The organism is Bradyrhizobium sp. UFLA03-84, from assembly GCF_002289535.1.
Classification (GTDB): domain Bacteria; phylum Pseudomonadota; class Alphaproteobacteria; order Rhizobiales; family Xanthobacteraceae; genus Bradyrhizobium; species Bradyrhizobium viridifuturi.
In genome coordinates this window covers 81,417-105,275 of record NZ_NSJY01000016.1, presented here as the reverse complement: position 1 = coordinate 105,275, position 23,859 = coordinate 81,417, and the positions used below count along the sequence as shown (strand labels likewise).

Genomic DNA, 23,859 nt, shown 5'->3' with positions numbered 1-23,859 from the left:
ATGCGATCGGCCGGGTGCGGCGATTTGCTGCACGGCTTAGTTGGGCCGTGCGGCTTGCCGACGGCTGAGGCGAATGGTCGCTAGGGATACGCAGAAGTAATGTCGGCGAGCGATTCCCTGATCCGACGGGACCCGCGCTTTTCGACTGGCGCTGCGGCCACATGACCGGATGCAGCCAGCAATCGCCCGGCTGCCTCTGAAATCCAGGAGGAAGCCCTATGATCTCGTCCCGCATGCGCCTGTTCGGCGCGGTCGTCGCGCTGCTTGTCGGGGCGAGCGGTCCGGCTGTCGCTCAGCAACTCGAGCTCAAGCTGATGGCACCGGCGGCGCCCGGCGGTGGCTGGGATCAGACTGCGCGCTCGATGCAGCAGGCGCTGGTCGCCGCGGGCGTCGCACGCAGCGTCCAGGTCACTAACGTGCCCGGCGCCGGCGGCAGCGTCGGCATCGCGCAGTTCGTCAACGGCGCCAAGGGCGACGGCAACCAGATGATGGTGAACGGCTTCGTCATGGTCGGCGCGCTCGCCATGAACAAGTCGCCGGTGACGCTGGAGCAGGTGACGCCGATCGCGCGCCTCACCGAGGAGATCCAGGTCATCGTGGTGCCGGCGAATTCGCCGCTGAAGACGGCGCAGGATCTTGCTGCCGCGGTGAAAGCCGACATCGCCAAGGTGACTTTTGCGGGCGGTTCGGCCGGCGGCGTCGACCATGTGATGGCAGCGCTGTTCGCGGGCATGGTCGGGGCCGACGCCAAGAAGATCAACTACATTCCGTTCTCGGGCGGCGGCGAGTCGCTCGCTGCCATTCTCGGCGGCAAGGTCACGGCGGGGATTTCCGGCCTCAGCGAGTATGAAAGCCAGATCAAGGCCGGCAAGCTGCGCGCGCTCGGCGTGACTTCGGCGCAGCGTCGGCCCGGCGTCGACATTCCGACCTTCAAGGAGCAGGGCATCGATCTCGTGCTGGCGAATTGGCGCTCGGTGGTCGCGCCGCCCGGCATCACGCCGGAACAGCGCAAGACGCTGAGCGATGCCGTCGAGAAGATGGTGAAGTCCGACGCCTGGAAGGAGATCCTGAAGCAGAAGGGCTGGGATGATGCCTATCTCGGCGGCGATGCCTTCGCCGATTTCCTGAAGCAGGAGATCGCGCGGGTGACCGAGGTGCTGAAATCGGTCGGCCTCGTGAAATCATGACGCCGGACAGCAGTCTCGAACAAGCCGGCCGGCGGGTCGATCGCGCCGGTGTCGTGATCGCGGCCGCGCTGGCCGTGCTCGCTGCGGTGCTGGTGTGGGACGCGAGCAAGCTGCCGTCCACCACGATGTACGGCATGGGGCCGGAGGCGATGCCGATCGTCATTGCGATCGGCATCGTCATTCTGGCCGTCGGCAATCTGATCGATGCGCTGCGCGGCAAATTGCCGGCGCGGGAGCGCATGGATCCGAAGCCGGTATGGCTGATCGTCTGCGGCCTGGCGCTGCTGATCGCCATCATCGGCTGCGGTGGCGGCTTCATCCTCGCCACCTCGGCGCTGTTCGTCACCACATCGGCCGCCTTCGGCCGCCGCGCAGTCGCGGTCGACACCGCCATCGCGCTGGTGATCACGACGCTGATCTATCTGGCGTTCGACAAGCTGTTGACGCTGAGCCTTCCCGCCGGCCCGCTGGAGCGACTGCTGTGATGGATACCTTCGCCGCGCTGGCGCATGGCATGGCGGTCGCCATACAGCCGATGAATCTGCTCTACGCCCTGATCGGCGTGTTCCTCGGCACCGCGGTCGGCGTGTTGCCGGGCATCGGTCCGGCGCTGACGGTCGCGCTGCTGCTTCCGGTGACCTACAAGCTCGATCCCGGCGGCTCGCTGATCATGTTCGCCGGCATCTATTATGGCGGCATGTATGGCGGATCGACCACTGCGATCCTGATCAACACGCCGGGCGAGAGCGCGTCGATGGCGACCGCGCTCGAGGGCAACAAGATGGCCAGGGCCGGCCGCGGCGGCCCGGCGCTGGCGACCTCGGCGATCGGCTCGTTCGTGGCCGGCACCATCGCCACCATCGGCCTCGCGTTCCTCGCGCCATGGCTGGTCGACTTCGCTGTCAGGTTCGGACCGGAGGATTATTTCGCGCTGATGTGCGTCGCCTTCGTCACGGTCTCGGCAACGTTCGGCGACTCGCCGGTCCGTGGCCTCACCAGCCTGTTCATCGGCCTGACGCTCGGCCTCGTCGGCATCGACAAGCTCACCGGGCAGGCGCGGCTTGCCTTCGGCATTCCGGAGCTGCTCGACGGCGTCGAGGTGACGACGCTCGCGGTCGGCCTGTTCGCGGTGGGGGAGGCGCTCTATGTCGCCTCGCGCCGCCATCACGCCGAGGAGAAGCTCGAGCCGGTGCGCGGCTCGCTGTGGATGACGCGCGTGGACTGGCGGCGGTCGTGGAAGCCGTGGCTGCGCGGCACGCTGTTCGGCTTTCCGATCGGCGCGCTGCCGGCCGGCGGCGCCGAGATCCCGACCTTCCTGTCCTATTCCACCGAGCGGCGGCTGACCAAGCATCCGGAAGAGTTCGGCAAGGGCGCGATCGAGGGCGTCGCCGGGCCTGAGGCTGCCAACAATGCGTCGGCCGCGGGCACGTTGGTGCCGCTGTTGACGCTCGGGCTGCCGACCTCGGCCACCGCGGCGATGATGCTGGCGGGCTTCCAGCAATACGGCCTCAACCCGGGGCCGCTGCTGTTCGCCGAGCGGCCGGACCTTGTGTGGGGCCTGATCGCGAGCCTGTTCATCGCCAACGGCATGCTGCTGGTGCTCAACCTGCCGCTGGTCGGGCTGTGGGTGCGGCTGCTCGCGATCCCGCAGCCATGGCTCTATGCCGGCATCCTGGTGTTCGCGACCATGGGCACGATCGCAGCCAAGCCTTCCGTCGTCGAATTGTCGATGCTGGCGGCATTCGGTGTGATGGGCTTTTTGATGCGGCGGTTCGATTTCCCGATCGCGCCGGTCGTGATCGGATTGATCCTCGGACCGATCGCCGAGAGCCAGCTGCGCCGCGCGCTCGCGATCAGCCTCGGCGATCCCATGGTGCTGCTGCAAAGCCCGATCTCGGCAACGCTGCTCGGCGTCGCGGTGATCGCGTTGCTCGCGCCGTTCGTCCTCAAGGGACTCGGGCGGTTCAAGGCCAACGAGGATTAGGCCGCGGCTCGACGCTGCCAAACATTCGCGTGATCCGGAAATATCCGGACCGCAGTCCCGGTCTTCCGTTCAGCAACGTAGATGCCTCGCCCGCGCGGGGCTCAATCAAGGCGGCTGAACAATGAAGACCACGTACCTTCTGGCGGCGCTCCTGCTGGTGCCGTCGCTCACGACCCAGGCCATTGCTCACGAACGAACCGGTAAGGGCAGCGATCGCGCGCAGGTCGGCACCGGGCTGACAATTGGCGGCGGACTGCACGGCGACGGAATCGTCGGCCGCCAGATCGCGGCTCCGCCATGGAGTGCGGCCTGCACGAACGATCTGGGATCGCGTCAATGCGACGAGCCGATGTGGGTCTATGGCAGCCCCGACTATGTCGCGCAGTTCAGGAGTGCATTCTGACGCCGATCCGCGGCTGGGCAGCCGTGGCAAAACCTTCCATTTAAAAGGCCCGCTCCGGGGCTCGCATTTCGGAGCGGGCCAGTCTGGGCGCGGCAAAGCGTTGCCGCGGCGCGAACCTAGCGCGAGAAGCTGACACCACCCTGACGGCGGTGGAAAAGAAGAGGCGGCCGAACGCCGCCTCTCGATTAAAGTTTGTGAACGAAATGTTTCGCGGCGTGCTCACCATTTGTAGGCGAGGCTTGCCGTGATGCGCCGGCGGTCGCCGTAATAGCAGGAGCTGATGGTGGCGCAGCTCGCGACGTAAATCTTGTCCGTGATGTTCACGATATTGAGCGCCGCGCGCCAGTTGTTGCCCCATTCATAGTGCACGGCGAGGTCGCCGAGCACGACGCCCGGGACGCGCGCGGTGTTCGCGGTGTCGGCAAAGGACGAGCCGACATAGCGCACGCCGCCGCCGAGGCCGAAGCCCGTGAGCGGGCCGTCGCGGAAAGTATAGTCGGTCCAGACCGAGGCGAGCTCGCGGGGCGTGTTGGTCGGCACGGTGCCGATCAGCGCGGGATTGAGGTCCTTGCTGACGAACAGCTCGTAGTTGGTGTAGCTCGCCACCAGCTTGAAATCCCGCGTGATGTTCGCGACCGCCTCGAGCTCGACGCCGCGCGAGGTGACCTCGCCGTTCTGGGTCTGGAACAAGGTGTTGTTCGGATCGGTGGTCAGCGCGTTCTTGCGCTTGAGATCGAAATACGCGACGCCGAACCGTGCGTTCAGCCCAGCCGGCTCGTACTTGACGCCAACCTCGGATTGCTCGGAGGTTTCGGGCAGCAGCATTTGGCCGGCGGCATTGGTGCCGATCACCGGATTATAGCCGGTCATGTAGGACACGTAGGGCGCAACGCCGCTGTCGAAATTGTAGATCGCGCCGACGCGGCCGGAGAACTTGCTGTCGTCGCGGCCCTGGGAGGCGCCGATCCGGTTGTTGTTGGTAAGGTCAACCCAGTCCTGCCGACCCGACAGCACCACCGTCAGGCGGTCGAGCTTGACCTGGTCCTGGAGATAAAGCCCGGCCATGCCCTGGGTCAGATAGGCGTTCTGATACAGCGCGCCGCTGAACGGCAGGTTGTTGCCGTAGACCGGATTGAGCACGTTGAGGTTGGTGCCCGCGCCAAAGCCCTGGCGGTCGTCGATCCCGTAATATTTAAAATCGAGGCCGACCAGCGCGGTGTGTTGCAGCGCGCCGGTGGCGAAGCGGTACTCGAGCTGATTGTCGAGGTTGAGCTGGGTGGCGATGCCGCGGGTGTAGAAATTGCCGCGCGTGATGTCGGCCGCGGCCGGCGTCGTCGCGTAGCCGAGCCCGTAGAGGCCGGCATAATAGACGTCGGCGTGGGCGATGCGCGCGTTCTGGCGGAAGTCGACGTTGTCGGTCACACTCTTCTGGAACTGGTAGCCGACCATCTGCTGGTCGCGGCGGAACTGGTCGACGCCGGGATCGCCGGCGAACAGGCTGGTCGGAATCCGGCCGAACGGCGCGTTGGTGACGGTGCCGACATAGGGCAGGAAGTTGAGCGCGCGGGTGTTGCTGTGCGAGGCCATGCCGAACACGGTGAGGCTGGTGTCGGCATCGGGTCGCCACGTCACCGACGGCGCGAAGAAGAAGTTGTTGTCGTAGACATAGTCGGTCTGGGTGCCGCCGCCCTGGGCCTGGCCGACCAGGCGATACTGCACCTGGCCGCCAGCGGGCTGCGCCATCGCGCCGCCGATGTCGAACTGGGTGTAGGCGTTGCCGAAATTGTTGACGCCGGTCTCGATGTAGCGAATGGGCTCCGCTTGCGGCAGTTTGCTCACCGCATTGACGAGGCCGCCCGGCGCCGAGCCGCCATACAGGATGCCGGACGGACCGCGCAGCACCTCGACGCGCTCGAGGTTGAAGGGCTGCAGCTTCCAGCTCGCATAGGAAGTGTAGAACAGTTGCAGGCCGTCCAGGAACAGCGACTCGTTCTGCGCGGGGAAGCCGCGGATCATGAACCAGTCGTTGCGGAAATCGGCGCCATAGGTGCCGCCGATGACGCCCGGCGTGTAGCGCAACACCTCGTCGAACTTGCTGACGATCTTCTGGTCTCGGATCTGCTCGGCGCTGATGACAGTCACCGATTGCGGCGTCTGGATGATCGGTGTGCTGGTCTTGGTTCCGCTTGCGCTCTGCCGCGCCAGATAGCCGGTGACCGGACCGTTGGCGCGTTCGTGCCCGCCGGCTCCGCCGGCTGCTTGCTGTGCGGCTTGCGGCTGTGCTGCGACCGGAGCAGCGGAGGCGCGGCGCGCGGCGCTGCGCGCGCGCGTGGTCCGTTGCGAAGGCTGCTGCGATCGCGCCGCTTGCCGGTGCGACGGCGCATCGACCGTCACCGACGGCAATTGCGTCTGCGCGAACGCCTCGTCCGCCGCAGCAACCGAAAGCACCACCAACGCCGACGCAGCAAACCGCTGCGGCCGAATCCATCCGTCCGTCATTCAACGCCCCCGAAGAGAATTTTCTCCGGCGTCGTTATCACGATGATTTTCGTAAACAGCCCGCGCGCGCTTAGAAGCTATCGAAGCCGTGCGCAAAGCGTGCGGCTGTGGCTGTGAGACAACGGAGTACGACGCGCAATTGCACGCCTCGCGTGAGACGTTTGAATCGATCCAGTGTTGAACGATTCAAAGAACGATTCAAAATTCGTCTCGCGAGATCGTCTCGTGACACGATGTATGACGATAGACGCGTGAGGATCGAGAGCGGGGCAGGTGACGCAGTTCTGTTCTCAGGAAGTACGGGAGGGGACGAACGCCTCGGACCATGCCCGCGCGCGCAATCGGGAAGGATCCGTCACCCGCGGCTTGCCGTGTGCCGGGCCGGCCGGGCCGGAATCGGAGCCAGCGGCGGCGGGCCGGAACCGGCCCCGCGGGGCTGGCTCGTCCGGCTGGCAATCCCCGCCATCCCCACCATATCTGGCATAATTGACCGCTAGGGACCGCAAGCGCTTGGCCATTTTGGGGCGATGTGATAACGCTCTGAAACCAGCTTCGACCGCCACTCGTGACCGTCCGCATCCCGTGTAAAGGCTTGCGGCGGTGGAGATATTTCGCCGATGACCTCGTCCACCAACACCGCTTCCGCGCCCGATTCCTTCTTCTCGGCGACCCTTGCCGAGGCCGATCCCGAGATCGCCGCCGCGATCAAGGGCGAGCTCGGCCGGCAGCGCCATGAGATCGAGCTGATCGCCTCCGAGAACATCGTCAGCCGCGCCGTGCTGGAGGCGCAGGGCTCGGTGATGACCAACAAATACGCGGAAGGTTATCCGGGCGCGCGCTACTACGGCGGTTGCGAGTGGGTCGACGTCGCCGAGAACCTGGCGATCGAGCGCGCCAAGAAGCTGTTCGGTGCCGGCTTCGCCAACGTCCAGCCGAACTCCGGCAGCCAGATGAACCAGGCGGTGTTCCTGGCGCTGCTGCAGCCCGGCGATACCTTCATGGGTCTCGACCTCGCCGCCGGCGGCCATCTCACCCACGGCTCGCCGGTCAACATGTCCGGCAAGTGGTTCAAGGCCGCGCACTACACCGTGCGCCGCGAGGACCAGATCATCGACATGGACGAAGTCCAGAAGCAGGCCGAGCAGGTCAAGCCGAAGCTGATCATCGCCGGCGGCTCGGCCTATTCGCGCGCCTGGGACTTCAAGCGCTTCCGCGAGATCGCCGACTCGGTCGGTGCGTATCTGCTGGTCGACATGGCGCATTTCGCAGGCCTCGTCGCCGGCGGCGTGCACGCTTCGCCGGTGCCGCATGCCCACGTCACCACCACCACGACGCACAAGTCGCTGCGCGGTCCGCGCGGCGGCCTGATCCTGACCAATGACGAGACGCTGGCCAAGAAGTTGAACTCGGCGATCTTCCCCGGCCTGCAGGGCGGCCCGCTGATGCACGTCATCGCCGCCAAGGCGGTCGCGTTCGCCGAAGCGCTGCGTCCGGACTTCAAGGTCTACGCCAAGAACGTGGTCGAGAACGCCAAGGCACTGGCGGAGACGCTGCGCGGGCACGGCCTCGACATCGTGTCCGGCGGCACCGACAATCATCTGATGCTGGTCGACCTCAGGCCGAAGGGCCTGAAGGGCAACATCTCCGAGAAGGCGCTGGTGCGCGCCGCCATCACCTGCAACAAGAACGGCATCCCGTTCGATCCCGAGAAGCCGTTCGTGACCTCGGGCCTGCGGCTCGGTACGCCGGCCGCGACCACGCGCGGCTTCGGCGTCGCCGAGTTCAAGCAGGTCGGCGGCATGATCGCCGAGGTGCTGAACGCGCTGGCGCAGTCGCCGGACGGCAAGGCGCCGCTGGTCGAGGCCGCGATCAAGGAGCGCGTCAAGGCGCTGACCGATCGCTTCCCGATCTACCAGTAAGTTAAAGGGTCGCTGTTAGAGGTCCCGTCGGATGCGCTGCCCGAGCTGCAATTCTCTCGATACGCAGGTCAAGGACTCGCGTCCGACCGAGGACTCGGCCGTGATCCGCAGGCGGCGCGTGTGCATGGCCTGCAACTTCCGCTTCACGACCTTCGAGCGGGTACAGCTGCGCGAGCTGACCGTGATCAAGCGCAACGGCCGCCGCGTGCCGTTCGACCGCGACAAGCTGGTGCGCTCGCTGCAGATCTCGCTGCGCAAGCGCCCGGTGGAGTCGGAGCGGGTGGAGAAGATGGTCTCCACCATCGTTCGCGAGCTCGAAAGCGGCGGCGAGGCGGAGGTCTCCTCGGAGGCGATCGGCGAGATCGTGATGGAGCATCTGCGCCAGCTCGACGACGTCGCCTATGTGCGCTTCGCCTCGGTCTATCGCAATTTCCGCGAGGCCAAGGACTTTGAAGCAGTGCTCGACGAGTTGACCGGCGAAGAGGACCCGCGGCTCGCCACGTTGCGAAAATGATCTTTCGCATTCTCGAAGACCAGTTCGCGCAGAAATCCAAAGAGGCCAAAGCCGCCGATCTGCGCTTCATGCAGCTTGCGCTGGCGCTCGGCCGCCGCGGACTCGGGCGCACCTGGCCCAATCCGGCGGTCGGCGCCGTGATCGTCAAGGACGGCGTCATCGTCGGTCGCGGCTGGACCCAGCCCGGTGGTCGGCCGCATGCCGAGGTCGAGGCGCTGCGGCGCGCCGGCGACGCTGCCCGCGGCGCCACGCTCTATGTCACGCTCGAACCCTGCTCGCATTTCGGCCGTTCGCCGCCCTGCGCCGACGCCGTCGTCGCGGCCGGGCTTGCGCGTGTGGTCTCGGCGATCGAGGACCCCAATCCGGAGGTCGGCGGGAAGGGGCATGCGAAACTGCGCGCCGCCGGCATCGCCGTCGATGTCGGGCTGTGCGCGGCGGAGGCTGCGCGCGACCATGCCGGACATTTCCGCCGGATCACGGACAAGCGTCCGCATGTGATCCTCAAGCTCGCGGTGTCCGCCGATGACAAGATCGCAGCGCACGGCCACAAGCCGGTTGCGATATCAGGCGAGGCCGCGCGGACCCGCGTGCATCTGTTGCGCGCGCAGTGCGACGCGATCCTGGTCGGCATCGGTACGGTGAAGGCCGACGATCCGCTCTTGACCTGCCGGTTGCCCGGCATGGCTGCGCGCTCGCCGGTGCGCGTGGTGCTGGATCGCGCGCTGCGGATCTCGGGCGATAGCCGCCTGGTGCATTCCGCGCGCGAGACGCCGCTCTGGGTGATGACGTCCGATCTGGCTGAGGCGCCCGCCGCTGTGAAGCTCGGCGCCGCCGGCGCACAGGTGATCCGCGTTGCCGCCGGCGCGCCCGCGGGGCTCGATCTGCCTGCCGTCCTGCATGCGCTGGCCGAGAAGGGAATCACCCGACTGCTGGTTGAGGGCGGGTCTCGCGTGGCAAATTCTTTCGTGGCGGCCGGCCTTGCCGATGAAATCTGGCTGTTGCGCGGACCGGATGCGATCGGTGCCGACGGCGTTCCCGCGCTGGACGCATTGCCGCTCGACGCAATCACGCAGTCGCCCACCATCCGGCTTCGTGCTAGCGAAACCCTCGGCAAAGACAGTCTCAATATTTACGAGCGTGCGTGATGTTTACCGGAATTGTCACCGATATCGGTGAGATCGTTAGCCTGAAGCCCGTGGCGCAGGGGCAACTGCATCGGCTGCGGATCGCCTGCGACTACGACCAGACCACGATCGCCGACGGCGCCTCGATCGCCTGCAACGGCGTCTGCCTCACGGTTGTCGCTTCCGGCACCGCCGACGGAAAGACCTGGTTCGACGTCGATGCCGCGGCCGAAACGCTCGGCATGACCACCGCCAGGCACTGGGCGCAGGGCGGCCGGCTCAACCTCGAGCGCGCGCTCAAGATCGGGGACGAACTCGGCGGTCACATCGTGGCCGGGCATGCCGACGGCATCGCCACCATCGTCAAGCGCGACGATCTGCCCGACATGGCGCGCTTCGAGCTCAGAACCACCCGCGAACTGGCGCGCTTCATCGCGGCGAAGGGATCGATCACGCTGGACGGCGTCTCGCTGACCGTGAACACGGTCGACGACGTGACCTTTTCGGTGCTGATCATCCCGCACACGCTCAGTGTTACGACCCTGAGCGGCTGGAAGGCCGGCAGCGAGGTCAATATCGAGGTCGATCTGATGGCCCGCTACGCAGCGCGGCTGTCGGAGATGAAATAGCCTCGATCCGGCATTGCGGCCGAGACGGACGTCCCTATGTGCCAATTCGGCTCGGGCGACTGCCGGCCGGATGTCCCATGCATTGCTGACGAAGCCGACCTGAAAAATCAGGCGGATCGCGGTGACATCCGGGCCAGTATTGCCCTTGGCTTTACCGCCTGCTGCGCCTAAAACGCTGCACAAATCCTCCCCAAGTTCCGATTGGTTATTGCAATGGCTGACGCGCGGCGCGCACCCCTGAAGGACCAGACCGACATATCAGGCGCACGCGTCCTGATCGTCGAGGCCCGGTTTTACGACGACATCCAGGATGCGCTGCTGGAAGGCGCGCTGGCGGAGCTGAAGATCGCCGGTGCCAGCCACGACGTCATCACGGTGCCCGGCGCATTGGAGATCCCGGCCGCGATCGCCATTGCGATCGATGCCGCTGAAGCGAACGGCAAGCCCTATGACGCGGCGATCGCGCTCGGCTGCGTGGTGCGCGGCGACACCATCCATTTCGAAATCGTCTCGATGGAGTCCTCGCGCGGGTTGATGGATCTGGCTGTCAGCCGGAAATTCCCGCTCGGCAACGGCATCATCACCGTCAACACCGAGGCGCAGGCCTGGGCGCGGGCGCGCGCCAGCGAGTTGAACAAGGGCGGCGACGCTGCCCGCGCCGCGATCGCGATGCTGCGGATCAAACGCCGTCTGGCAAAGGCCTGACCATGGCTGAGAGCAACAAACCCGGCAAAGCCCCTGAAAGAAAGGCCAACCGGCGCGGCGCGGCTCGGCTCGCCGCCGTGCAGGCGCTTTACCAGATGGACATCGGCGGTGCCGGCATCAACGACATCTTCGCCGAGTTCGAGAGCCACTGGCTCGGCAACGAGGTCGAGGGCGAGAAATATCTGCCGGCGGAAGCGGCGTTCTTCCGCGACGTCGTCTCTGGCGTGGTGCGCGACCAGGCCAAGCTCGATCCCCTGATCGACGAGGCGCTGTCGAAGGGCTGGCCGCTGAAGCGGATCGACGCGATCCTGCGCGCGGTGCTGCGGGCAGGCTCCTACGAGCTCGAGCACCGCCGGGACGTGCCGGGCCGCGTGGTGGTGTCCGAATATGTCGACGTCGCCCATGCCTTTGTCGAGAAGGACGAGACCGGCATGGTCAATGCCGTGCTCGACCAGATCGCACGCCAGTTCCGCGGCGACGAGTTTGTGCGGAGCTGAACCGCATATTCCGCCGTCATCACCCGCGTATGCGGGTGATCCAGTACGCCGCGGCGGCTATTTTCAACAACAGCTTCCGCGGCGTACTGGATCGCCCGGTCAAGCCGGGCGATGACAGCTGAGGGGTAGGCGCACGATATGGCAGAGCGTCACGATAATCCCTCCGGCGAAGACTCCCTGATCGCGCGCTATTTCAAGCCGCTTGCGACCGATCCGGGCGCGTTCGGTCTCGACGACGACGCCGCCGCGTTGCGGGCGGCCGGCGAGGACATCGTGGTCACCACGGATGCCATCGTCGAGGGTGTGCACTTCCTCAGCAACGACCCGCCCGACACGCTGGCGCGCAAGGTGCTGCGGGTGAACCTCTCCGATATTGCGGCCAAGGGGGCTGTGCCCGCCGGCTTCGTGCTGACGCTGGCCGTGCGCAAGGCCGATGAGAGCTGGCTGAAGCCGTTCGCCCGGGCGCTTGGCGAGGACGCAGCCGATTTTGGCTGTCCGCTGCTCGGCGGCGATACCGTCGCCACGCCGGGGCCGCTGATGATCTCGATCACCGCATTCGGCCGGCTGCCGCAGGGCAAGATGGTGCATCGCGCGGGCGCGCGGGCGGGCGACCGCGTGTTCGTCACCGGTACGATCGGCGATGCCGCGCTCGGTCTCGACGTGCTCCAGGGAGGTCCGGTCGCGGCGGCGCTGGCGGACGATGCCGCCGGGCGGGATTTTCTTGCCGCCCGCTACCGTGTTCCGCAGCCGCGCAACGCGCTTGCCCACGCTGTCCGCGCCCACGCCAGCGCTGCGATGGATGTGTCCGACGGTCTCGCCGGCGATCTGGCAAAGCTTTGCGCAGCCAGCGGTGTGACGGCCGTGATCAACGTGCCGAGCGTCCCGTTATCATCCGCGGCCGCGGGGCTGCTCGCACGCAAGGCGATCGGGATCGAGACGCTGGTCGCCGGCGGCGACGACTACGAACTTCTGTGCGCCGTCCCGGGCGATCGCGCAGACGCGTTCCTGCGAGAGGCACGCCAGGCCAAGGTCACTGTGACCGCCATCGGCGGCCTCATTGCCGGTTCGTCACCACCGAGCTTCCTCGACGGGCAGGGCAGGGAACTGAAGTTGAAGCGCCTGTCCTACAGCCATTTCTAGCATTCCCGGCTGATAGCGCCGATTTTCCTTCTAAATTGCTGCCCATATCGGCTTTTTCGGCCACAGGTGGCGTTGCACAGCGGTAACGATTTTGGCAAGGTCGCGCCCGATTTGAGGCAATCCGTTTTGGGGAGGGTTGTCCTCGCAAAATAAGCGCCTGCCGCGCCCTAGCGGCACAAATAGGCGCGGGGGTTACATCAAGGATCTGAGGCAACATTCAATGACAGCTTTATGGTTGATTGTGCTCTGCGGGGCGCTTTCCATCGTCTACGCGATCTGGGCGACCCAGTCGGTTCTCAGTGCGGATGCGGGCAATGCGCGCATGCAAGAGATTGCAGGTGCCGTGGCCGAAGGTGCGCAGGCCTATCTGCGGCGGCAATACACCACGATCGGCATAGTCGGTATCGTGATCTTCGTGCTGCTGGCCTACTTCCTCGGCCTGCTGGTGGCCCTCGGATTTGCGATCGGTGCGATCCTGTCGGGCGCGGCCGGCTTCATCGGCATGAACGTCTCGGTGCGCGCCAACGTCCGCACCGCACAGGCGGCGACCACCTCGCTGGCCGGCGGCCTCGAGCTCGCTTTCAAGGCGGGCGCGATCACCGGCCTCCTGGTGGCCGGTCTCGCGCTGCTCGGCGTCACCATCTACTTCATGATCCTGGTCAAATTCATGGGTCTGGAAGCGGGCAGCCGCACCGTGGTCGACGCCATGGTGGCGCTCGGCTTCGGCGCTTCGCTGATCTCGATCTTCGCCCGTCTCGGCGGCGGCATCTTCACCAAGGGTGCTGATGTCGGCGGCGACCTCGTCGGCAAGGTCGAGGCCGGCATCCCGGAGGATGATCCGCGCAACCCGGCTACGATTGCCGACAACGTCGGCGACAATGTCGGCGACTGCGCCGGCATGGCGGCCGACCTGTTCGAGACCTATGCGGTGACCGCGGTTGCCACCATGGTGCTCGCGGCGATCTTCTTCGCCAAGACCTCGATTCTGGTGAACATGATGACGCTGCCGCTCGCGATCGGCGGCGTCTGCATCATCACCTCGATCATCGGCACCTTCTTCGTCAAGCTCGGCGCCAGCCAGTCGATCATGGGCGCCTTGTACAAGGGCCTGATCGCCACCGGCATCCTGTCGCTGGTCGGCGTCGCGGCCGTGATCAACTGGTTGATCGGCTTCGGTAAGCTCGAGGGCGTCGACTACACCGGCATGGCGCTGTTCGAGTGCGGCGTGGTCGGTCTGGTCGTCACCGGCCTGATCATCTGGATCACCGAATACTACACCGGCACCGACTATCGCCCGGTGAAGTCGATCGCGGCGGCCTCGGTCACCGGTCACGGCACCAACGTGATCCAGGGCCTCGCGGTCTCGATGGAGGCGACCGCGCTGCCCGCGATCGTCATCATCGCCGGCATCCTGGTCACCTACAGCCTGGCCGGCCTGTTCGGCATCGCGATCGCGACCGCCACCATGCTGGCGCTGGCCGGCATGATCGTCGCGCTCGACGCCTTCGGCCCGGTCACCGACAACGCCGGCGGCATCGCCGAGATGGCGGGACTCCCGAAGGAGGTGCGCAAGTCGACCGACGCGCTCGATGCGGTCGGCAACACCACCAAGGCGGTGACCAAGGGCTACGCGATCGGCTCCGCCGGTCTCGGTGCGCTGGTGCTGTTTGCGGCCTACAATCAGGACCTCAAGTTCTTCATCAGCGACCCCAGCGCCCACGCCTACTTCAAGGGCGTCAATCCGGACTTCTCCCTGAACAATCCCTACGTCGTGGTCGGCCTGCTGTTCGGCGGCCTGCTACCGTATTTGTTCGGCGCAATGGGCATGACCGCGGTCGGCCGTGCCGCCGGTGCGATTGTCGAGGAGGTCCGCCGTCAGTTCCGCGAGAAGCCCGGCATCATGCAGGGCACCGACAAGCCGGACTACGGCAAGGCGGTCGACCTGCTGACCCGGGCGGCGATCAAGGAAATGATCATCCCTTCGCTGCTCCCGGTGCTGTCGCCGATCGTCGTCTATTTCGTGATCTATGCGATCGCGGGCGGCGGCGCGGCCGGCAAGTCGGCGGCATTCTCCGCGGTCGGCGCCATGCTTCTCGGCGTCATCGTCACCGGTCTCTTTGTGGCGATCTCGATGACCTCGGGCGGCGGCGCCTGGGACAACGCCAAGAAGTACATCGAGGACGGCCACTACGGCGGCAAGGGCAGTGATGCCCACAAGTCCGCGGTGACCGGCGACACGGTCGGCGATCCATACAAGGACACGGCGGGCCCGGCGGTGAACCCGATGATCAAGATCACCAACATCGTGGCGCTGCTGCTGCTGGCGATCCTGGCGCACTGAGCCGCGACATCAAAGAATGCAAAGCCCCGCGGCGAAAGCCGCGGGGTTTTTGTTGGAAGAACCAGACGCGAACAACACGGAGAACAATCGATGTCGCTCTCATCCGCCCGCAACTACGCGCTGCGCGCTGCCAAGTCGCAGGATCAGAAGGAGGCCATCGAGCTGCTGTCGCAGGCGATCATGGAGCTTGCGATGTCGATCGAAGCCACCGACGCCAAGGTCAAGAAGATCAACAAGTCGTCGTAGCGCTGGCCGCACCGTGATCCCAAATGACGGCGGCGCCGTCACTTGACCTCCATCTGCAAGCCTTCCTTCTCGATGATGGCAGCGAATTTCTTCGTCTCGGCATCGACGAAATCGGAGAATTGCTGCGGCGTGCCGTAGTCGGCGCGGGCGCCCATGCCGGCGATGTTCTTCCTGACGTCGTCGCGCGTCAGCATCGCCTTGATCTGGCGGTTCAGCTCGTCGACGACGGGCGCGGGCGCAGTCTTCGGCAGGAACACGCCGAACCAGGACGCGACGTCGAATTTCGCCAGCTCCGGCGCGCCCTCGCGCATGGTCGGCAGGTTCGGAGCGGACTCGCTGCGCTCGGGGGTGGTGACACAGAGCCCGTTCAGCTTGCCGTCCAGCACCTGCGGCAGCGATGGATAGAGATTGTCGAACAGGATCTGGATGTCGCCGGCGAGCCCGGCCTGCAATGCCGGGCCGGCGCCGCGGAACGGGACGTGCGTCATCTTCAGCCCGGTCAGTTGCAGGAACCAGGCGCCGGTGAGGTGAGGGCTCTGCCCGGTGCCGGACGAGCCGTAGGTCAGCTTGTCGGGGTTCTTCTTCAGATAGGCGATCAGTTCGGGGATCGACTTGATGCCGGTCGATGGATGCGCCGAAACGATGTTCGGGATCCGGATCATGTTGGAAACCGCCTGCAACTGGTCGGCTTTGTAGGTCAGATTGCGGAAGATGCTGAAGGCGATCGCGTTCGGGCCGGGATTGCCGATCAGGATGGTGTGGCCGTCGCCCTTGCTCCGCGCGACCTCCGATGTGCCGATGGTGCCGCCGGCGCCCGAGCGATTCTCCACCACGACCGACTGGCCCCAAAGTGGCTGCAAATGGGCGGCGAGCAGCCGCCCCATCACGTCGGTCGATCCACCGGCAGCGGCCGGCACGACGATGCGAACCGTCTCGGTCGGCCGCCAGTCGCCGGCACCCAAGCTGGCGCGCGGCAGGATCGATGCGGCCGCCAACGCGGCCGTGCCGGACAATACCGTACGACGGGAAAAACTCTTGGCTCTCACGCGCTTACCCCCTGTTCAGGCTCTTGTTTGTGAGCAAGCCTAGGGGAGCGCTTGCCGGTCGGGCAAGCGCGACAACTTGGCGCAGCAAGTATCGCTCTGGTTCAGGCCAAGCGGAGAGCGCTTCGCTCGAAGCGCCCTAGTTGAAGCTCAGCAGCTTGAACAGCGGTGTCAGGTAGGACATTTCCTGGCCAGACGTCGGCGTGGACCGGCTGACGAAGTCGAAGATCTTGCCGTCCTTCAGGCCGTAATTGGCGAGCCGGCGCACCTGGCGGTTCTTGTCGAAATAGACCGCGATCACGCGCTGGTCGACCACCCGTTGATTCATGAAGGCAACCGGGCGCGAGGTCCGCTGCGAGATGTAATAGAACACCTCGCCGTCCAGCGTTGCGACCGTCGAGGGCGTACCAAGCACGATCAGCACCTGATCCTGGCTCGCACCGATCGGAATCTGCTCGAGCGCGCCATCGGGCAGGATGTAGCCCTTCTGGAATTGCTCACCGGCGCAGCCGCCGAGCGCGGCGCCGCAGACGAGGCCAACGACCGCGAGGGCGCGGAAGCGCATGAAGAACCCGCGCGCGGAAGCCACGCGAGACTGTCTTGGAAGAGTGTGGTTCATCGGCGGAACTGATCCGTCCCCTTGCATCGGCCGGAGCATTGACGTACCGGGCAGCTCAATGGATTGCAATCATGCCGAGCTCCAATGGACGAGCCCTCAACAGGCGTCCTTTGGGGGGCCGGCAGCCGGAACCCGCTATGCTTTGGCCGTTCAATCACTTCAAAAGACCCCGAGTGCCCGCGCGCAGCACCATTGAGACCATCTATGGCATGATCGTGACGCAGGCGCGAGAACCGTTGTTTTACCGTGACTTGGGTGTCCCGGACACGGTTAATGGCCGTTTTGACCTGCTTCTGATGCATCTGTGGATGGTGTTGCGGCGACTTAAATCCGTCGATGGCGGTGTGGAGCTGGCGCAGGCCCTGTTCGATCATTTCTGCATCGATATGGACGACAATCTCAGGGAAATGGGCGTCGGCGACCTCACGGTGCCGAAGCGCATGCAGGCGTTCGGTGAGGCGTTTTACGGCCGCACCGCGGCCTATGATCTGGCGTTGGCCGACAGCGGCGAGGCTCTGGCCGAGTCGTTCTGCAAGAACATCCTCAATGGTCAGAACATCGACAAGGCCCGCGAGCTGGCCGTCTATGCCCGGGAGGCACTGGCCGAACTGGCACGCGCCGACCGCGCGGCACTGACAGAGGGTAAATGGCGCTTTCCGACGCCACAGAAAGCGGGGAGTGCGGCATGAGCGGCGGCAGCACGGGACGGCCCGAGCGCGAGCGCGACCCCTGGCGGGTTCTCGTCAATGTCGCGCAGATCCCCGAGACCGGCTTGCATCGTGAGATCACAGCTGACGAGGCGGCACGCAAGGCGATGGCCGACGTCGCGGAGCTCCGGGACGTCATTTCCGCGCAGGCGCAGTTCGATCTGCAGCCCAAGCGCGACGGCAGCTGCCACGTCACCGGCCGGGTTCGGGCCCGGATCGGACAAACCTGCGTGGTGACGCTCGATCCGATCGAGAGCGAGATCGACGAGCCGATCGACGTGGTTTTCGCGCCGCCCGAGCAGATCCCGCAAATGGCCGATCTGGTCGACGACGCCGAGGAGAGCGACGAGGAGACGCCGGATCCGCCGGAGCCGATCGTCGGTGGCTTCATCGATATCGGCCGGCTTGCCACCGATGCGCTGTTCCTCGGCATCGACCCATATCCACGCAAGGTGGATGCGGTCTTTGAACAAGAGGTTGAAGCGCCTGACCCGGAAAATCATCCGTTCGCGGCGCTGAAGGCACTGAAGGGGCAGGCGGACGGCAAGAAGCCCAAGGGCAGCTAAGGGCGGCCGAGCGGCAGCCGATGTCACATTTACGGGGATGGCTCGCTGCGGAGCTGCGCGAATGGTGTTCGCGATCACTTCAAATAAGCGTCATAATACATTGAAATACAATGCATTTCTGATATATCTTAATGCACTTCGTGACGGTTCGGCCACTGCCTCGTTTGTGGTCAAGAGGTTGTGTCGGACCGCGGACACGCTATTGTCGCGGCCCGGCCGGGACGCGAGTTGGTGTTTCGTCGGGCGCCGTTGACGGCGGTGACTTCAAGCTCGCGGTCTTCGTCTGAAGGGCTGTGGGAGAGCAGGCTTCCGGGACGTTCATGCCTCATAAGGTTCGAATCGCGCTTGACGCCATGGGGGGCGATGTCGGCGCTTCCGTCGTCATTCCGGGCGCCGCGATTTCGTTGAGCCGTCATCCCGACAGCGAATTCCTGCTGGTTGGAGACCGTGCCCAGATCGAGCCGGAGCTCGCCAGGCATCCGGCGCTGAAGGCGGTATCGAAGGTGATCCATACCGACGTCGCCGTGAAAGGGGACGAGAAGCCGAGCCAGGCGCTGCGGCGGACCCGACGCGCCTCGTCGATGTGGCTCGCGATCGATGCCGTGAAGCATGGCGAGGCCGACGTCGCGATCTCCGCCGGCAACACCGGTGCGCTGATGGCGATGGGCAATATCAACCTGCGGACGCTGCCCGGGGTCGACCGTCCGGCGCTCGCCGCGGTGTGGCCGACGTTGCGCGGCGATTCCGTCGTGCTGGACCTCGGCGCCACGATCGGCGGCGATGCCCGCCATTTGACGACGTTGGCCGTGATGGGCAGCGCCATGGCGAGTGTGCTGTTCAACCTCGAGCGGCCGACCGTCGGCCTGCTCAACATCGGGTCCGAGGAGATCAAGGGCCACGAGGAAATCCGCGAGGCAGCCGGCATGCTGCGGGCGATGAACGGGTCCCAGTTCAATTATGTCGGCTTCATTGAGGGGGACGGGATCGGCAAGGGCGCTGCCGACGTGATCGTGTCGGAGGGGTTCTGCGGCAACATCGCGCTCAAGACCGCCGAGGGAACCGCACGCCAGATGTTCACCCTACTGCGCGAATCCATGTCGTCGAGCTGGCTGGCGCGGATCGGCTATCTGTTTGCCCGCGGCGCGTTCCAGAAGCTGCGCGACAAGCTCGATCCCAACAAGTCGAACGGCAGCATCCTGCTCGGCCTGAAGGGCGTCGTGGTCAAGAGCCACGGCGGGGTCAACGCGGAAGGCTTTGCCTATGCGGTCGATGTTGGCTATGAGATGGCCCACTTCGATCTCCTCACCAAGATCAATCAGATGCTTAATCGCGACGGCAGTGCGCTGGTGCAGGCGCAGACCGCGCAGGAGGCTGTCTCGTGACTGCGATACGTTCGGTAGTGCTCGGCTGCGGCTCCTATCTGCCGGAGCGGGTTTTGACCAATGCCGAACTGGCCAGCCGGATCGACACATCTGACGACTGGATCGTTCAGCGCACCGGCATCAGCGAGCGCCACATCGCGGCCGACGACGAGTTCACGTCGCATCTCGCGATCAAGGCGGCGCAGGCCGCGCTGGCCGATGCCAAGATCGACGCGCAGTCGATCGACCTGATCGTGCTCGCGACCTCGACGCCGGACAACACCTTTCCGGCGACCGCGGTCGCGGTCCAGCACGGGCTCGGCATCAACCATGGCGTCGCCTTCGACCTACAGGCGGTGTGCTCCGGCTTCGTGTTTGCGCTGACCACCGCCGACAATTTCCTGCGCGCCGGCCATCACAAGCGGGCGCTGGTGATCGGTGCCGAGACCTTCTCGCGCATCCTCGACTGGAACGACCGCGGCACCTGCGTGCTGTTCGGCGATGGCGCCGGTGCAGTCGTGCTCGAGGCGCAGCAGCATTCCGGCACGATCAATGATCCCGGCGTGCTGACCACGCATCTGCGCTCCGACGGACGCCACAAGTCGAAGCTGTTCGTCGATGGCGGTCCCGGCTCGACCAGGACGGTCGGCCACCTCCGGATGGAGGGCCGCGAGGTGTTCAAACACGCCGTCGGCATGATTACCGACGTGATCGTCGACGCGTTCAATGCCACCGGCTTCACCGCCGACGACATCACCTGGTTCATTCCGCACCAGGCCAACAAGCGAATCATCGACGCGTCGGCCCACAAGCTACATATTGCGCCGCAGAAGGTGGTCTTGACAGTCGACAAGCACGGCAACACCTCGGCCGCCTCGATCCCGCTCGCGCTGTCGGTCGCCGTGAAGGACGGGCGCGTCAAGAAGGGCGATCTGGTGCTGTTCGAGGCGATGGGCGGCGGCTTTACCTGGGGCTCGGCGCTTGTACGCTGGTGAGCGCTTCGCCTAAAGGTACGGATATTTCGTAAGGGTCTTTTCCAGCGTGCATGCTGGTCGCTGTTGACCATTGCGCGCTAAGCTTTTAATTTCAGTCAAGAAATTGTTCGCCGAGAGTGCGGGGCAGGCGATGACGACGGGAACCGGAAAAACAGTGACGCGTGTCGATTTGTGCGAGGCGGTCTACCAAAAGGTGGGTCTGTCGCGCACGGAATCGTCGGCGTTTGTCGAGTTGGTGCTGAAGGAGATCACCGATTGCCTGGAAAAGGGCGAGACGGTGAAGCTGTCCTCGTTCGGCTCCTTCATGGTGCGCAAGAAGGGCCAGCGTATCGGCCGCAATCCAAAGACCGGCACCGAGGTGCCGATCTCGCCGCGGCGCGTGATGGTGTTCAAGCCGTCGGCGATCCTGAAGCAGCGGATCAACGGCCATGTCGTCACCAATGGCGACGGCAGCAAGGCCGACTAGAGCGTTTTCAAGCGAAGTGGATACCCGGTTCGCGTGAAGAAGACGCGCCAGAACCAGAGTCTGGAGTCCCGTTCCGATTCAACCCGAACGGCGAGGCTACAGGCATTGAAGCCAGAGGAGCGGGCATTTGGACAAGGCGCCGGATGCGTTCCGTACCATCAGTGAAGTCGCAGATGAGCTCGATATTCCCCAGCATGTGCTGAGGTTCTGGGAAACGCGCTTCGCGCAGATCAAGCCGATGAAGCGCAGCGGCGGCCGCCGCTACTATCGCCCCGACGACGTCGACCTGCTCAAGGGCATCCGCCGGCTGCTCTACGGCGAGGGCTACACCATCCGCGGCGTGCAGCGGATCCTGAAAGAGCATGGCATCAAGTCGGTGCAGGGCATCGCCGACCAGACCGCCGCGGTCTCGTTCGGTGCGGTCGAGGAGGCGGTCGGCAACAGCATGGCCGAGCCCGACGACCTCGGGAGCAATGACGGCCTCGATTTCGACGGCGAGGAGGGCGACGGCGACGAGAAGGGCATCGACTACCGATTCGTCGATCCCGACGAGGATCCGATCCTTTCGACCTACAAGGCGCATGCCCAGCCGGGCAAGGCGTCCGCCGCGCCACCGGTGCGGCCGTCCGTTCCTTCAGCGGATCGGGAGCGGCTCGAACGCGCCCTGCAGGAGCTGGTCGCCTGCCGGCAAATGATCGATACGGCGATGAAAGACGGCTGATCCGGGAACCGGTGCCCGGATTGCAGCCTTCAAGGGCCTGCTCCGCCTTGCGCGAACGCAGGATCGCAGCTAATGGAACGGCATCGGAGCGTGGCGCAGCCCGGTTAGCGCACTAGTCTGGGAGACTAGGGGTCGGAGGTTCAAATCCTCTCGCTCCGACCAACAAAGACTTTGACCGGTAAGCCTTCCCGGAATTCGGGCTGGGAAGACAAGACGGAATGTCGCTGGGGCCCGCGCGCGGAACCGGCGGCGACCCCGCCAGGGCCGGCGGGATGGCGAAGTTCGAAGGCCTAGAATGCGCAACTCGTATCGGCCGCTTTTCCTATCAGCACACATTACCTGCAAGAAGCGCTGCGACGTCTCCTGAAGAATTCGCGATGGTTGCGCTCCGCGCCTCCAGCCACTTGCCTAATATATTGCATTGGCTTAATTCGGTTCGAACATTTGCGGGGGAGCCCATCGTGGGAACGGGGTTAGCAAAACGCTTGGCGGACGCGCTCGGTCCTCAAAATGGGCCGCAAGCCCTCGCTTTCCTGAATCAGGCCAAGCGGCATTTCAAGCAAGCTTGGCGTATTGGCCAGAAGGCCGCCGCCGAAGACCTCGCGCCATCGACAGCGCCCAAAGTACTTCAGCCCGAGCCATTTCGACACGGCGTCTACAACGATCTCCTTCTGCGTTCGCAGCTCGTGACGCAGTCAGAGCTTCTCGAGCCGAGGCTCCGCCGATGGGAGAATGAAAATCTCCTGCTTGATCGATATAGCGCGCTGAAGCGTCTCGTAGACGAGATGCCGCAGCCGCATCTCGCGAACTACGAGCTTTCCGTCCACGAGACCAAGGCGAGGATGGATCAGGTATACGCGCTTCCGCCCGACATCTGCATGGATCTGACTTCGGTCTGTAACATTCAATGCCGGTTCTGCAAGTATACGCACAATCACGTGCCCAAAGCATTTCTTCCCCTCGAACACATCAAGCAAATCGAGTGGTTTAAGTATGCCTGGTGGCTGAACTTCTCGGCCGGCACGGCTGAATCGATCATCCACCCCAAATTTTCTGAGATATTCAGCTACGTCCGGGACAACAACCCGCACCTCCATCTTTCAATACTCACCAATGGCCGTTCGCTTGTTAAGAAGCGCTTGGACGAGTTCTACGATCGACTGGACTATCTCTACGTGTCGATGAACGCGTCAAATCGCGAGGACTATGATCGGGTTATTCACCAGGGGGACTGGGAGAAGTTCTCCACGAATATGCGCGCGATGAAGCAGGCCCTGAACGGATCCAAAAGACCATTCGTCCAGGCCAATTTTGTCATGATGAAGTGGAACCTCGGCAGCGCCCTTCAGAATCTTGAATTTGCCGCCGAGAACGGCGCCCATATGGTGACGTTCATCCACTTCTATCCACACTACATTCCCGACATTCATGCCGGGCACGAGGAAGTCATCAACTCGAAATTCGGCTTCAGCGATTCGCTTTATTTTGACAAAGAGCGATCCGACGAGATGTTCGCGCGCGTCGTCGACCGGGCCAAGGAACTTGGTGTGCAAGTGCGCGTCCCGCCGCCTTTCTCGAAACAGACGCAGATCTATTTCGGCAATCGATGGGAAGACGAGGTTCCTGAGGAATGCGGTGAACCGTGGCGACATCTATTCCTGCTATGGGGTTGGAAGAGCCGCCGCGAGGAGGCGACCATTTGCTGCGGTCTCGCCGCGGATATTGGCGCTTACTTTGATCGCGAAGCCATTCGGACCACCTCGGGGCTGCGCGAGTTCTGGAATTCGCCGATCCTGCAGGCCTATCGACGTACCGCCAATGGCGACAACATGAATCCTGTTTGTGCGCAGTGCAGGAAGATCGACCGCTTTGATCCAGAAACCACCTACTGGAATCAGCGAGATTTCTTCAAATTCGTCGATTTGCCGGTCCCAGCTCATTTTGAGGAAAATTACGAAGGCTGAGCCTTCTGCCTGATTTCAGTTGAAGCCGAACTCAGGCGGGATGACAGCCTTGAGAGCTGTTGGCGGTTGATGAACCGCTGGTGCAACCGTCGCAGTCGCGGCCGAACTCCGGACCAACGCAAGCCAAGCCCCACCGCGACGCGCCAGGTCGAGGCCTTGGTCGGGTCAAGCGATGATCAGGAGCGCTATCCGCTCCGAAGCCGCATTGCCCAACACCAGCCGATCCATC

At 64.6% G+C, this 23,859-nt stretch carries 23 protein-coding genes and 1 tRNA gene; 21 read left to right on the top strand and 3 right to left on the bottom strand.

Annotated elements, in window-relative coordinates; translation table 11 throughout:
* Window positions 1-218: 218 nt before the first annotated feature.
* The 4 genes from CK489_RS30415 (at window position 219) to CK489_RS30400 (ending at window position 3,574) form a co-directional block, all read left to right on the top strand.
* On the top strand, window positions 219-1,187 hold the full coding sequence (locus CK489_RS30415) for a Bug family tripartite tricarboxylate transporter substrate binding protein (protein WP_095734942.1): 969 nt from the start codon (window positions 219-221) through the stop codon (window positions 1,185-1,187).
* Window positions 1,184-1,672: a tripartite tricarboxylate transporter TctB family protein gene (locus CK489_RS30410; protein ID WP_095734941.1), complete on the top strand. Its 489-nt coding sequence runs from the start codon at window positions 1,184-1,186 to the stop codon at window positions 1,670-1,672. Before CK489_RS30415 ends, CK489_RS30410 begins: the two co-directional genes overlap by 4 nt.
* Window positions 1,672-3,171, top strand: a complete 1,500-nt coding sequence (locus tag CK489_RS30405) for a tripartite tricarboxylate transporter permease (protein ID WP_095734940.1) — start codon at window positions 1,672-1,674, stop codon at window positions 3,169-3,171. Before CK489_RS30410 ends, CK489_RS30405 begins: the two co-directional genes overlap by 1 nt.
* Window positions 3,172-3,292: 121 nt before the next feature.
* Window positions 3,293-3,574, top strand: a complete 282-nt coding sequence (locus CK489_RS30400; RefSeq protein ID WP_095734939.1) for a hypothetical protein — start codon at window positions 3,293-3,295, stop codon at window positions 3,572-3,574.
* Window positions 3,575-3,793: 219 nt separating this feature from the next.
* On the opposite strand, the gene CK489_RS30395 is transcribed toward CK489_RS30400, so the two are convergent.
* A complete protein-coding gene (locus CK489_RS30395) occupies window positions 3,794-6,073 on the bottom strand; it encodes a TonB-dependent siderophore receptor (protein ID WP_095734938.1) in 2,280 nt (759 codons plus the stop codon).
* 617 nt (window positions 6,074-6,690) lie between these two features.
* Here CK489_RS30395 and glyA point away from each other — a divergent pair.
* The 9 genes from glyA to CK489_RS41915 all read left to right on the top strand — a co-directional run bounded on the left by glyA (window position 6,691) and on the right by CK489_RS41915 (window position 15,188).
* Window positions 6,691-7,992 carry a serine hydroxymethyltransferase gene (glyA, locus tag CK489_RS30390; RefSeq protein WP_095734937.1) on the top strand — a complete coding sequence of 434 codons (1,302 nt, stop codon included), beginning with the start codon at window positions 6,691-6,693 and terminating at the stop codon, window positions 7,990-7,992.
* A gap of 31 nt (window positions 7,993-8,023) precedes the next feature.
* Entirely contained in the window at window positions 8,024-8,506 is a 483-nt protein-coding gene (gene nrdR / locus CK489_RS30385; RefSeq protein ID WP_016844999.1) for a transcriptional regulator NrdR, read from the top strand.
* A complete protein-coding gene (ribD, locus tag CK489_RS30380; RefSeq protein WP_095734936.1) occupies window positions 8,503-9,651 on the top strand; it encodes a bifunctional diaminohydroxyphosphoribosylaminopyrimidine deaminase/5-amino-6-(5-phosphoribosylamino)uracil reductase RibD in 1,149 nt (382 codons plus the stop codon). Before nrdR ends, ribD begins: the two co-directional genes overlap by 4 nt.
* Window positions 9,651-10,259, top strand: coding sequence for a riboflavin synthase (locus CK489_RS30375; protein ID WP_095734935.1), 609 nt, complete (start codon window positions 9,651-9,653; stop codon window positions 10,257-10,259). The genes ribD and CK489_RS30375 overlap by 1 nt, the downstream gene beginning before the upstream one ends.
* A 213-nt stretch (window positions 10,260-10,472) precedes the next feature.
* Entirely contained in the window at window positions 10,473-10,964 is a 492-nt protein-coding gene (ribH, locus tag CK489_RS30370) for a 6,7-dimethyl-8-ribityllumazine synthase (RefSeq protein WP_050627390.1), read from the top strand.
* 2 nt (window positions 10,965-10,966) lie between these two features.
* Window positions 10,967-11,461 carry a transcription antitermination factor NusB gene (nusB, locus tag CK489_RS30365; protein WP_095734934.1) on the top strand — a complete coding sequence of 165 codons (495 nt, stop codon included), beginning with the start codon at window positions 10,967-10,969 and terminating at the stop codon, window positions 11,459-11,461.
* A 138-nt stretch (window positions 11,462-11,599) separates the two neighbouring features.
* The gene (gene thiL / locus CK489_RS30360; protein WP_095734933.1) at window positions 11,600-12,601 is read left to right on the top strand and encodes a thiamine-phosphate kinase; all 1,002 of its coding nucleotides are present in this window, start codon (window positions 11,600-11,602) and stop codon (window positions 12,599-12,601) included.
* A gap of 220 nt (window positions 12,602-12,821) precedes the next feature.
* Complete coding sequence (locus tag CK489_RS30355; protein ID WP_095734932.1) at window positions 12,822-14,942, top strand: sodium-translocating pyrophosphatase; 2,121 nt, start codon at window positions 12,822-12,824, stop codon at window positions 14,940-14,942.
* 90 nt (window positions 14,943-15,032) lie between these two features.
* Window positions 15,033-15,188, top strand: a complete 156-nt coding sequence (locus CK489_RS41915; RefSeq protein WP_167528976.1) for a hypothetical protein — start codon at window positions 15,033-15,035, stop codon at window positions 15,186-15,188.
* Between the two features lie 38 nt (window positions 15,189-15,226).
* Here the strand turns inward: CK489_RS41915 and CK489_RS30350 are convergent, their stop codons facing one another.
* Both CK489_RS30350 and CK489_RS30345 read right to left on the bottom strand, forming a co-directional pair.
* Window positions 15,227-16,234, bottom strand: coding sequence for a Bug family tripartite tricarboxylate transporter substrate binding protein (locus tag CK489_RS30350; RefSeq protein WP_095734931.1), 1,008 nt, complete (start codon window positions 16,232-16,234; stop codon window positions 15,227-15,229).
* A 136-nt stretch (window positions 16,235-16,370) separates the two neighbouring features.
* Window positions 16,371-16,796 carry an outer membrane protein assembly factor BamE gene (locus CK489_RS30345; protein ID WP_050627480.1) on the bottom strand — a complete coding sequence of 142 codons (426 nt, stop codon included), beginning with the start codon at window positions 16,794-16,796 and terminating at the stop codon, window positions 16,371-16,373.
* A gap of 191 nt (window positions 16,797-16,987) precedes the next feature.
* Here CK489_RS30345 and CK489_RS30340 point away from each other — a divergent pair, with 191 nt between their 5' ends.
* From CK489_RS30340 to CK489_RS30305, 8 genes are all read left to right on the top strand, one after another.
* Complete coding sequence (locus tag CK489_RS30340; RefSeq protein WP_095734930.1) at window positions 16,988-17,539, top strand: ubiquinol-cytochrome C chaperone family protein; 552 nt, start codon at window positions 16,988-16,990, stop codon at window positions 17,537-17,539.
* Window positions 17,536-18,123, top strand: coding sequence for a YceD family protein (locus CK489_RS30335; protein WP_095734929.1), 588 nt, complete (start codon window positions 17,536-17,538; stop codon window positions 18,121-18,123). The genes CK489_RS30340 and CK489_RS30335 overlap by 4 nt, the downstream gene beginning before the upstream one ends.
* A gap of 320 nt (window positions 18,124-18,443) precedes the next feature.
* Window positions 18,444-19,505: a phosphate acyltransferase PlsX gene (gene plsX, locus CK489_RS30330; protein ID WP_050627384.1), complete on the top strand. Its 1,062-nt coding sequence runs from the start codon at window positions 18,444-18,446 to the stop codon at window positions 19,503-19,505.
* Window positions 19,502-20,479 (top strand): beta-ketoacyl-ACP synthase III, encoded by a 978-nt coding sequence (locus CK489_RS30325; protein ID WP_050627383.1) that lies wholly within the window; start codon window positions 19,502-19,504, stop codon window positions 20,477-20,479. Before plsX ends, CK489_RS30325 begins: the two co-directional genes overlap by 4 nt.
* 130 nt (window positions 20,480-20,609) lie before the next feature.
* Window positions 20,610-20,945, top strand: a complete 336-nt coding sequence (locus CK489_RS30320) for an integration host factor subunit alpha (protein ID WP_035631661.1) — start codon at window positions 20,610-20,612, stop codon at window positions 20,943-20,945.
* A gap of 127 nt (window positions 20,946-21,072) precedes the next feature.
* Window positions 21,073-21,666: a MerR family transcriptional regulator gene (locus CK489_RS30315; protein WP_050627382.1), complete on the top strand. Its 594-nt coding sequence runs from the start codon at window positions 21,073-21,075 to the stop codon at window positions 21,664-21,666.
* 84 nt (window positions 21,667-21,750) lie between these two features.
* Window positions 21,751-21,828: transfer RNA gene (locus CK489_RS30310), tRNA-Pro, on the top strand.
* A gap of 56 nt (window positions 21,829-21,884) precedes the next feature.
* Window positions 21,885-23,630, top strand: coding sequence for a radical SAM/SPASM domain-containing protein (locus CK489_RS30305; RefSeq protein WP_095734928.1), 1,746 nt, complete (start codon window positions 21,885-21,887; stop codon window positions 23,628-23,630).
* Window positions 23,631-23,859: the final 229 nt, after the last annotated feature.